The organism is Chryseobacterium sp. HNCC26DJ238 (assembly GCF_057180465.1).
This window is the reverse complement of sequence record NZ_JBXUGI010000005.1, coordinates 158,449-170,230: the sequence shown is the minus strand read 5'-3', so window position 1 is coordinate 170,230 and position 11,782 is coordinate 158,449. Positions and strand designations below refer to the sequence as shown.

Annotated in this window: 9 protein-coding genes; all 9 read right to left on the bottom strand. The window is 35.8% G+C overall.

Annotation, left to right across the window (positions count from 1 at the left end; all coding sequences use genetic code 11):
• Positions 1–81: 81 nt before the first annotated feature.
• The 9 genes from AC2A07_RS06530 to AC2A07_RS06490 all read right to left on the bottom strand — a co-directional run bounded on the left by AC2A07_RS06530 (position 82) and on the right by AC2A07_RS06490 (position 11,743).
• Positions 82–1,074, bottom strand: coding sequence for a mannose-1-phosphate guanylyltransferase (locus AC2A07_RS06530; RefSeq protein ID WP_484049751.1), 993 nt, complete (start codon positions 1,072–1,074; stop codon positions 82–84).
• The gene (locus AC2A07_RS06525; protein ID WP_484049828.1) at positions 1,071–1,412 is read right to left on the bottom strand and encodes a phosphomannose isomerase type II C-terminal cupin domain; all 342 of its coding nucleotides are present in this window, start codon (positions 1,410–1,412) and stop codon (positions 1,071–1,073) included. The genes AC2A07_RS06530 and AC2A07_RS06525 overlap by 4 nt, the downstream gene beginning before the upstream one ends.
• A 72-nt stretch (positions 1,413–1,484) precedes the next feature.
• A complete protein-coding gene (locus tag AC2A07_RS06520; RefSeq protein WP_484049750.1) occupies positions 1,485–2,837 on the bottom strand; it encodes a nucleotide sugar dehydrogenase in 1,353 nt (450 codons plus the stop codon).
• A gap of 38 nt (positions 2,838–2,875) precedes the next feature.
• A complete protein-coding gene (locus AC2A07_RS06515) occupies positions 2,876–5,254 on the bottom strand; it encodes a GumC family protein (RefSeq protein ID WP_484049749.1) in 2,379 nt (792 codons plus the stop codon).
• Positions 5,255–5,279: 25 nt separating this feature from the next.
• The gene (locus tag AC2A07_RS06510; protein WP_484049748.1) at positions 5,280–6,107 is read right to left on the bottom strand and encodes a polysaccharide biosynthesis/export family protein; all 828 of its coding nucleotides are present in this window, start codon (positions 6,105–6,107) and stop codon (positions 5,280–5,282) included.
• Between the two features lie 50 nt (positions 6,108–6,157).
• Positions 6,158–8,143, bottom strand: coding sequence for a polysaccharide biosynthesis protein (locus AC2A07_RS06505; RefSeq protein ID WP_484049747.1), 1,986 nt, complete (start codon positions 8,141–8,143; stop codon positions 6,158–6,160).
• 469 nt (positions 8,144–8,612) lie between these two features.
• A complete protein-coding gene (locus AC2A07_RS06500) occupies positions 8,613–8,828 on the bottom strand; it encodes a hypothetical protein (RefSeq protein WP_314494080.1) in 216 nt (71 codons plus the stop codon).
• Between the two features lie 31 nt (positions 8,829–8,859).
• Positions 8,860–11,205 carry a T9SS type A sorting domain-containing protein gene (locus AC2A07_RS06495; protein ID WP_484049746.1) on the bottom strand — a complete coding sequence of 782 codons (2,346 nt, stop codon included), beginning with the start codon at positions 11,203–11,205 and terminating at the stop codon, positions 8,860–8,862.
• Positions 11,206–11,275: 70 nt separating this feature from the next.
• Positions 11,276–11,743, bottom strand: a complete 468-nt coding sequence (locus tag AC2A07_RS06490) for a regulatory protein RecX (RefSeq protein ID WP_484049745.1) — start codon at positions 11,741–11,743, stop codon at positions 11,276–11,278.
• Positions 11,744–11,782: the final 39 nt, after the last annotated feature.

Here is an 11,782-nt window from a genome sequence, read left to right as displayed (position 1 = left end):
TTTTGAGGATTATCTGTCAATTTCTGCTTAAAGACATAAAAGGATATTTTTAGCTTTTTCAGAATCATGGCATCTTTATTCCTATCTTAAAACTGACTGGTATTTTTCCAGCTGATTGTAAATCTTCTTTACATCCTGCGACTTTTCTTTTTGCAGAATCAAAATAGCATCATTGGTATGAACCAATATGCAATTTCTCATTCCTACGAAAGCAGTGAAAATATCAGTTCCAATGATCATATTTCCGCTCTCATCCACAGAATGACCGTACGAACGCAGATAATCATATAAAGATTCAAAAGATCCCAGATCATTCCATCTAAAATGAGCCGGAACTACTTTTATTCTCTTTGAACGTTCCATCACCGCATAATCAATGCTGATTGAAGGAATTCTGAGAGATGCAGATTCATCAATGATATGATTTAAAGAAAGTTTCCAGGTCTCCAGGCATGTTTCATATACTTCAGGCTGGTAATTTTTCAGTTCTTCTAATAATACTCCGGCTTTAAAACAAAACATTCCGGAATTCCATAAAAAAGTCCCACGGTCTAAAAACTCCTGAGCAGTTTCAGTATTCGGCTTTTCCCTGAATGACAAAACATCTTTGCCTTCATATTCTATATAACCATACCCAGTTTCAGGTTTGGAAGGCACAACACCAAAGGTAACCAGGAAATCTTTTTTTGCTAAATCAATAGCATCTCTGATAGCTTTATTATAGCTGTCCTGATTCTGTATCAGATGATCTGAAGGTGTAACAATCAAAATATCTTCCGGAGTTACGGCAAGAGCGGCAAATGCAATCGCAGCGGCTGTATTTCTTGCCTGGGTTTCGGTAATAAATTTTTGAGGCAGAGCTATATCAATCAAAAGTTTTCGGCTTAGTTCAATATGATCTGTATTGCCCACCACCATTACCTCATCAACTATTGACGCATTTCTTTCTGCAGTAAGTTCAAATAGTGATTTTCCTGAAAACAATTTCAGGAACTGCTTCGGATGCTGTTTTCGGGAGAGCGGCCATAATCGACTTCCGATTCCGCCTGATAAAATTACATTATAGATTTTCATGAACGGTTATAATCATCTTCAACTCTTACAATATCGTCTTCTCCAAAATAAGTACCGTACTGAACTTCAATAAAAATAACAGGTTCAGCTGTTTTATTCTCCATTCTGTGTTGAGCTCCAACAGGAATCTGTGCAACATCACCAATTTTATATTCTTTTACTTCATCATTGATTGTAATTATTCCTATGCCGGAAATGACAGTCCAAACCTCTGCACGGTAATGATGATATTGAAGGGATAAACGTTGACCCGGATTAACTAAAATCCTCTTTACCTTATGGGTTTCTGCATCTTCAAGCACCCAATATTCTCCCCAGGGTCTTATGTCGTGTTCCAGTTTTTGCATTTCTATTATTTGTTTTTAGACTGTAAATTTTTAGATTGTCAGAGCGTTTTCCATCAGGAGAAATTATAGCCGTCTGGATGCTATTTCTTTCGATAAAACTCCTTTTACATCGTAGATAACTCCATTCTCTTTAAGATATTCAGACAGGTTTAAGCTTAAAAATTCCTGATGTGAAACCGTTAAAATAATTGCGTCAAATTTTATTTTGAGCGCCTCAGCCAGTTTTTGTTCGTTCAGATCCATATAGCTGGGAAGATCATACTCATATCTAACTTCTTCAGAATCTGCCCATGGATCATAGGTAATAACATCAGCGCCATATTCCTGTAAATTTGTAATCACATCAATAGCCTTTGAGTTCCTGATATCAGGACAGTTTTCTTTGAAAGTAATTCCCAGATTTAAAATCTTTGCACCTCTGATTTTAAGATCATTATTTATCATCAGTTTAACAACCTGAGATGCTACAAATGCCCCCATCGAATCATTTAACCTTCTTGCTGCTAAAATCAATTCAGAATAATATCCTATTTCCTGCGCTTTTTGAGCTAAGTAAAATGGATCTACCCCAATACAGTGGCCACCCACCAAACCAGGTCTGAATTTTAAAAAATTCCATTTGGTTCCTGCGGCCTCCAACACATCATGGGTATCAATATTCATTAATGAAAAAATCTTTGCCAGCTCATTCATAAAAGCAATATTAAGATCCCTCTGTGAATTTTCAATCACTTTCGATGCTTCTGCAACTTTGATTGTAGGCGCAAGGTGAGTTCCTGCAGTAATAACTGATTTATACAGATCATCAACAACTTTCCCGATCTCAGGAGTTGATCCTGAAGTAACTTTTAAGATTTTTTCGACAGTATGTTCTTTATCTCCGGGATTGATGCGTTCAGGCGAATAGCCTACAAAAAAATCTCTGTTAAATTTTAAGCCCGATATCTTTTCCAAAACAGGTACACATTCCTCTTCTGTTACTCCCGGGTAAACAGTAGATTCATAAATAACAATATCATCTTTTTTCAGTACCCGTCCTACAGTTTCACTTGATTTATACAGCGGGGTTAAGTCAGGTCTGTTATGCTTGTCAATAGGTGTGGGAACGGTTACAATGTAAACATTTACATCCTTAATATCTTTACTATCTGAAGAACAGTATAGACCTGTATTTTTTTCTGATAGGATCTCTGCTGAACCCTCCTCAGCATTTGAAAATGGATTCCTGCAAACTAAAACTGACTGCAGTAATTCTGCAGAAATTTCCTGAGTAGTATCGTTTCCGGCATTGACCTCATCAACACGCTTTTCATTGATATCAAAGCCTACGACCGGGTACTTTGTTGCAAAAAGCCTCGCTAAAGGTAAACCAACATATCCCAGACCAATTACTGCAATTTTGTGTATTCTATCCATTTATATGACCATAATTTCATTACTGAAATTATGTTGTTTTAATTATTTTTTAAAAATCTTTCAAAAAAAGATTTTTTTTGATCCGCTGAATATCCATATCCATACTTATATCCATAGCCATAACCGCTATTCATTTTGCTTACATCATTAAGCACTAAACCTACATTTTTTATTTTTTTATCTCGAATCTGTTTATTGATAAAGCCAACCAGCTCTTTTTCCGTATACCCGGATCTTGTTACATAAATCGTTACATCCGCTACATCAGAGATTAAATGTGAATCTGTAACTAACATTAAAGGCGCTGTATCTAAAATAATGTAGTCATATATTGACTTTAAACTTTCTATAAGTTCCTGATATCTGCCATTTGAAAGCAATTCCGTAGGATTTGGTGTAATAGCACCCGAATAGATAACGTCACAGTAAGGATTGAATGTTGTCTGATGAATAATCTCAGATATTTTCATTTTATCGTCATACATAAATTCTGACAATCCTACCAATCCTCTTCTGTTTTCATTGTATCGCTGCAGTTGGGGATTACGGATATCTGAGCCAATAATCACCACCTTTTTTCGAGGCGTTGCAAGTGTTAAAGCTAAATTTACCGAAACAAATGTTTTACCTTCACCCTTTACTGTAGAGGTTACAAAAACGACATGCCCTTTTTTATTTTTAGGGAGCATGAAATTAATATTGGTAATCAAAATTCTGAAAGCTTCAGCTAATGGTGATAAATCATTTAGATGAACAATCTCAGGATCACCTTTCTCCAAGGAGGGTAATTCGCCAACAACGGTTGCACCCTCAGATAATTTTTCTAGATCCTGTTTGGATTTAATTTTATTATTAAATAATTCTACAAAATAAATAATTAAAAAAGGTATTAATAAACCCACCAACAAAGCACCAAGGTATATAACTTGTCTGTTAGGTGAGACCATCTTAATTGTCAAAGCATCATCAACTACTCTTGCTTTAGGTGCGGCAATCGCCAATGAAATTGCAGCCTCTTCTCTCCTCTGTAAAAGAAGAAGATACAACTGTTCTTTAATATTCTGTTGCCTCTCAATACTTCTGAAAAGTTTTTCCTGAATAGGGATCTTGGAAATTCTGCCTGACAGTCTGTTCTGTTCAGATTGTACGTTATTTCGGGAGATCTGAAGAGCAGATCTGCTCTTTTGTAAACTCTGCAATACTGAACTCCTGATGCTGATGATCTGTTTTGTCAAATCCTGCACCATAGGATTTGAAGTTGTAGCATTTTGCAATAACCTAGCTCTTTCTAATACAAGCTGATTATACATTTCAATATTTGAATTGGAATCTGAATCTGCAAGACCAACATTTAAAGGCAAAACTTCGTAATTGCCCTGTCTGCTGTTTAAGTTTGCAATTAAACTCCCAATCAGTTCAAGCTGAGATTCTGTAGCAATTTGCTGCTGGCGTATCGTGGAAGCCGTTTCTAAAGACAATCCAGCTTCAGTTTCAATATCCGCAATGTTATTCTGAACCTTAAAATTCTCTTTCTGTGTCTCAACTCTTCCTAACTCGTCACCAATAAGTTTGATTCTTTCATCAATAAATGCGGCAGTTTTTTGGGCTTCCGAGTTTTTATCTAAAATAGCTTCGCGGTTGTAATTAACAGCCAACCTGTCTAAAATATCTTCCGCCTTTTCTGATGAGGGATGATTGATACTTAATTTTATTACTGTAGAATTTTTTTCCACCAAACTTACATTCAGTGCAACAAGCAGAGATCTGGCCCTGTTCATCGCAGACATGAATTCCAGTCGATATTGTAAAGGTTTATTGGTTTGGATCAGTTTGGGATTTTTCTGAAACATGACTATACCAAATGGTAATGAAAGTGCTTTATTAAAAGTCGTTGTAATCGGCGCTTTAAAACTTTCTGATTCTAAAACAATTGAATTTCCCTGTACTGATGCAAAAACTTCTTTTGCGGGATAAGCACCTCGAGGTTTTTCTTGAATAACTCTTATAATAAAAGGAACTGCATCTTTGTAAAGCTCAGTATCTTTAAGCTTTCCTTTAGAGAAAATATTTGTTTCAAGACCTAATTCCCTGACAACTGAGATCATCAATTTTTTTGACTTGAAAATTTCAATCTCATTGTCTACCGAGTTGGTACCCATACCCCCTACACCCCCTATTTCAGTAAGTACAGACATTTCCGGCTGACCAGAGGAAGATTTTTTAACCTCTTTAATCAATAATGTTGATTCTGTATTGTAAACGGGAATTGTGTATCTTAAAAAAAACCATGCTATAAGAACAGCGATGATGACTCCCGCAATCAACCAATACCAACGATAAATATAAGGCTTGACAATCTCTCTTATATTAAAAGATTCATCTTCCTGAGACGACTCATGAAATTCATTATTATTCACAATAAGATTAATTAAATTTAATAAATTAGTTCTTGAGAAGTGCTAAAACACTAATCACCAAAGAAGCCGCCAAGGAAGCTACAGAAATATATAATCCCGTATTAGGATCTACTCTTGCCGATTTTTCTCTAACAGTATTCGGCTGTACATAAATCATGTCATTCTGCTTTAAGTAATAAAAAGGAGAATTTATAAATTGAGCACTTGTAATATCTATTCTTTGTTGGGTAAATTTCCCATCTACATTTCTAATGATCAGGATATTCTTTCGCAAACCAAAAGTCGTCAAATCACCTGCCATACCTAATGCTTGTAAAATTGTGGCATTACCATCAGGGATTACGTAAGTCCCAGGTTTAGATACTTCTCCCAATACAGATACTTTAAAATTAATTAATTTAACATCAACTACTGGATTCTTAACATAGGCAGAGATCAGACCTGACAGTTTCGCTCTCAGTGTTTCAACATTTTCGTCTTTGGTGTTTACTAAACCTATCTGAGGAAAATCTATATTACTATCTGTATCAACGATATATGTAGGTCCCGAAGTTGGTACCGCCTGAAACTGAGTATTTCCGCTTGGTGCAGTATATTGTGCAACTGTTGCAGTAGAAGAATAGTTTTGATTGAAAGGTTTTACCACATCCAGATCTTTGGCTGAAACCGTTATTACCAACTGATCACCTGGCTGTAAAGTACTCCGGCTGTTTTTAACAGAATTATCCAAAGCAATATTTTCAATATCCTTCATATAATTAATCTCCTGTCTTGGAGCACAGGAAAACACAGCTAAAGTTAATGCTGTGTATACACAATATTTTTTTAAAGTCATTCTTAATAAATTTTTCACAAAAATAGGTTTATTATTTTAAACTGAAACTTGTTTTGAATTTTGATATTTTACTTGCTTTGTAATATATTTTCAGTAACATGTATATGCTGATTGTCGGAACTCTTTTTATCCAGGCTTTCGTATTCCGAATTGTTGCTGATAAATTCAGGAACGATTTTCTTTAATAAAGTAACGACTTGTACCTTATCTCTCTTAACTGCAGACTTGATGATTTGTTTGAAAAGAATTTCAATTTCATTAAAATCAACGGTAGGATCCTTAGAAATCATGATTTTTTCATGATGAGTAGGAACTGTTGTGGCATCATTGCTCAGAAGTTCTTCATATAGTTTCTCTCCCGGACGCAGTCCGATGAACTTTATCTTAATATCCAAATCAGGAGTAAAACCAGATAGTTTAATCATTCTTTTGGCTAGATCTAAGATTTTCACAGGATCTCCCATATCAAAAACATAGATTTCACCACCTGCTCCCATGGTTCCTGCCTGAAGTACCAGTTCGCACGCTTCAGGAATCGTCATAAAATATCTGATAATATCTGGATGGGTAATCGTAACAGGACCTCCTTTTTCAATCTGTTTCTTAAAATGGGGAATCACAGATCCATTTGATCCCAATACATTTCCAAATCGGGTGGTGATAAATTTTGTTGTATTACCCTCAGAATTCTGCAGCGACTGCACAAATAATTCGGCAGTTCTTTTTGAGGCTCCCATTACATTAGTAGGATTAACTGCTTTATCGGTTGAAACCATGACAAAACGGTTTACAAGATACTTTTTAGAAAGCAAAGCCACATTTCTAGTTCCTAAAACATTGACGAAAATCGCTTCATGCGGATTTTCTTCAATCAGCGGTACGTGCTTATAAGCAGCGGCATGGTACACCATTGAAAACTGGTAGATTTCAAATAACTTTTCCAATCGGTAGCTATTCGATATATCAGCTAATACAAATTTAAACTTCTGTTCCGGAAACTTTTCTAACAACTCCAATTCCAATTCATAAAGAGGAGACTCTGCCTGATCTAAAACGACAATCAGAGAAGGGCTGAACTGCGCAACCTGGCGTACAATTTCACTGCCGATGGAACCTGCACCTCCGGTAACCAAAACATTTTTATCAACGTGCCTCTTAATGATATCCTTATTTTCGATTTTAATAGGTCTCCGATTCAGTAAATCATCAATCTGAAGCTGACGTATTCCTCCTACCAAATCAGAATCTCTCATTTTACTGACAGTCGGCGCCTTCAAAACTTTTAAACCATGATCCAGTGCAGCAGTCATCCATTCTTCAAGCTCATTTTTAGTCATGATTTCCTTAATGATCAGAACGGCATCAAACTGTTTAACAAGAGCTGGATTTTTATAAAACTTTTCACTGTTATAAATTTTATGTCCCAGTAATACAGCTTTATGAGAATCTAACCGTTTGGTCAGAAAACCTTCCAAACGGTAAGGATAATTAGGATTATGAAGTATAGCTCTTGCTAAAGATACAGATGCATCCCCTACCCCTACTACAGCTACTCTTATTTTTGATGAAGACCCTTTAATATCAATTAAAACATTAAAAAACTGCTTGGTAAGCATTCTGAAAAAAAACAGGACAGAAACAGATATAAAAAAATAAAGAAAGAGAGTAGGATAAAGATATAATGATTTGCCTAACCAAAATTCACTTGCATAATTTAATAATAGCAAAGCACATAAAGTACCCCCTGAAGAAAGAATGATCTTAAAAAAATCAAAAAAAGTGGAATGCCTTATAATTCCAGCGTAGGTCTTGAAGAGAAACATAAAAAGAATATTCATCAAGATCAATAAAATCCTCTGTTCCGTTAAGTATTCAAGGAAGTTAACTCGTACTTTCAGTTTTTCAAGTAGAAAATAGGATAGTAAAATTGATAAAAGAATGATGAATACATCAATTAAAAAAACGATCCATCTAGGAATATACCTTAGCTCGGTGAGTTTCAGAATATTATCCCCATTATATAAAGCAATAAAAGCGTTACGCAGCTTTTTCATTCAGCATTTCTGGTGTTTTTGTTATATCCTGCAAAGATAATGATATTATCTTGATTAAAATACTACTTGCGAACATTATTTTAAAGTTGAAGAATTCAGTTAATGATTTCATTCTATGTAATATTATTCACAATTATTCGAATATATTTTGATTTAAACTGTAAATATAGAAATTTACTAATTATATATTTACCCGGTCATCAAATGATAGTAAACAGAGAACTGATAGATCTTTTAAAGTAAAGCTTACAAAATATCAATGCTGCTGCATGATCTTTTCCTCTATAAGTTTTCTCTGAAATTCTTTCATCCACAGACAATCCTGATTAAACAGATCCTTTCATTTAGCATGGTGGTAACGGAAATTCTAAAATAATTGCTGCATCATTCAAAGATGGTACAATCTCATACAGCAACTCCTGAAGTAAAAACATCAGGAGTTGTAAATTTTAGTATTAAAAGATATGTATTAAGCTGTCCTCTTTCTTCTGCCGTAAGTAAATGTTATTGCAGCCGCGGCTATGAGAAGAAAGGGAATGTACTGATCAATGGGAACCGCACCGGGATCTCCGGGAGCTGCTGGAGCATCTCCTACCGCTGTTACCTCCAGTGGTTCTTCCTCATAAACAAATGGATTGTCTGACTGATCTGCAAATGCAAGACCTGAAAGAACTACTGAGCACATTATTATTGTTTTTTTCATTATTTCAAATGTATTATTTAATTACTTTTTTAGAATACTCTTTTCCTCCTGATTTCGCTCTGATGATATACAATCCTTTAGATTCTAATTTAATACGGATCATTGTAGAATTGCCGGCAATATCGTGTACTTTTCTGCCAGCCGCATCAAATATTTCAACCGTTTGTATATTTTTATTGTTTCTGACAAAAAGGTCTTCACCGTCTCTGTACACTTCAAAAGTATCTTTGTGAGTTTCTGAGGTAGCTAATACATCTAATTTGTAGACAATTTCAAATCTGTTCTCAAACTCTCCTGCAGTACCTGAAAAAGAATACAACTGATTCTGAAGATTAGTGTAGGTTCCTGTTGATTTGTCATGCAGATAAATAGCCTGACCATTTGCAAACAGACCTTCTTTATGAGATAAAGAAACTGTAAAGTTTCCGTTTTCAAAATGTTTAGTTCCTAAAAGAACTACATCATTAATATTAAAAGGTGCTCTACCCTGAATAATTACCTTTTCAGCACCTGCCAAAGAATAAAATGCGTCTGAACCCGTTCCCATTGCTTTTGAATCATATACATCATATGCATTTGATGCACCTTGATTATAGGTCACAGCCTGGGTAACGGTATTACCGTAAGAAGTTGTCAGTTTAATCCAGAATTTCCCTGTATCAGAATCTCCGTTTTTGTTCAGTGTTACTCCATTGACAGAAGCACGCATTGCATTAGTAAATGAAGCCGTACCTGAAGTTACTGCTTTAACAATAAAGCCCTGTCCTGTTTTTGCGATATTCCCTGTTCCATTAAGAGCAGCAGAAGTGTATGCCTGTGTTCCCGGCGCTTCAGTCCATGTTCCGGATGCAGCATTAACTGTTGCATATCCTACATTTACTGAAGTATTTCCCGTCTGTGTCGTAACATTCCCTGTTGTATTATCCCAAAACCACAATGTAGATTCTAACACAGAATTATTTGCGGTGTAAAAAGCATTAAGATCCAGATTGGAAGGATACGGATTCCCTATCAAATTATAGTTTATCCCTCCGGTTGTTCCGTTTAACGAAAGATTAAAAGTTCCATTGTTAGGTGTTTTATTTGTTCCACCAAAAGACAATCCTGCGTTATCCTGAGGTACTTTTACGGAATATCCTTTTCCCGTATTGGCAACAAAGTTATTATCCGCATTTGTCACAAGATCATACAAATTTGATCCTGTATTATAGGTCATAACGTAAGTGGGTACTAAAGCTGAAGAACCTGATGTATACGCTGTAAAAATATTCTGGTCTACTACGGGTGAAGACCAAAATACATATTTGTTTCCAGCACTTGTGCTGTTTCTGTTTACTATGAATGAAGATCCGGTTCCTGTTGTATAAGTACCACCCACGGTCTGGATAAAGTTACCGCCATCATTTACGATGATGTTTCCATTATTTGTAACATTACCTGCTGTTACAGTTTGTCCGGAATTAATTGTAAGGGTGTTTGCAGCATTTACAGTTAGAGAATTTGAAGTAAAAGACGCTCCCGTATAATCTGCGTTAATGACTGCATTAAGAGTGGATGATGGATTTCCGTTAGACCATGATGTTCCGTTCCATGTTGTAGCAGATGCAGTGGGAAGAGTATTATAAACTGCAATATCATCAACTTCGTATTCTGCAGTTGTCGTGTATATTCTGAATGCAGTAGCTGACAAAGAAGATGTTGCAGCAACATACTGACTGGAAGTTTTCACTCCGTTTATCCAAATATCCGTTCTGTTTGCCGGTAAGGTATTACCATCACCGTAGCTTAAACTTCCTGTTGTATTATTAAATACAATGGCTACCGTATAATTTGTGGAAGCTGTAACGGTCTGAACAGTTGTCCACCCTCCGCTGGTTCTGATCTGTAAATTTATACCGTTGATCTGGAAAGCTGCAGAAAGCTGAGCGCCCGTAAACCCATTGGTTGAACCAAAACTGGATCCCGAACCTACGGCAGCAACCATCGTAGCTGAAGTAAGTGAAGCGGGTGTCCTGAACCTGAAAGTAAAAACACCTGTATTAAAAGAAGACAGTCCCGTTTTATCTACCGTAGAAACGCTACCGCCTTTTGCACCGATCAAGCCTGAACTCCCGGTAAAAACAGATGGATTCTTGGCAACAATCTCATTATTGATACTTGCAGATCCTGTAGATGTTCCTACACGAATCCAGCTGAAAGCAGTATTAGCAGTTGTTAAATCAGTTCCATCAGCAAGGGTTCCGAAATTCTCCGAAAAAACCGGATTCACTAAAGTTCCCTGTCCCCATCCCCAAACTGAGAACAGCGTCATCAAAAATGCCGCAGACACTTTTGAGAAATTTTGTAGTTTTAAATTCATAATTATTTTTTTCGTTCACAAAACTATGCTTTAAAAAAAATAATGTTTAAAACTATAAATTACATATATGTTAACTTTCAGAAACTTGCATAATCACATCGTACTCAAACCCCCGGCTTAGTAGATATTTAACAGTCTTTGATTTTTTCTGATAATCCTTCAATCCTTTCAGTTTGGATTCGTAGTTTTCATACAGTTTTTGAATTGTTTTCCTGTAATCATCATCATGAATCTCATCATAACATCTGATTATTAACTTTTCCGTAATACCTTTTTGCTTAAGATGTATCCTGATCTTCGTCTTTCCCCAGTGTTTGATGTAAAATTTTCCACGGATATAGCTTCGGGTAAAACGTTCTTCATTAAGATAATTTTCTCTTAATAAATAAAGGATTATTTCTTCCTTTGCTTCCGGAATAAGCACAAATTCTTTCATCTTCTGCTCTACCTCTGCGTGACAGCGATCCTGGTAAACGCAGTAGTTAACCAGCTTCTGTCTTGTTTCTTCAAAAGTGAAAAGTTTTTTTTCGGGCTGCATGGATAATAGTTAATGAGTAATAGGTAATGGATAATTAGC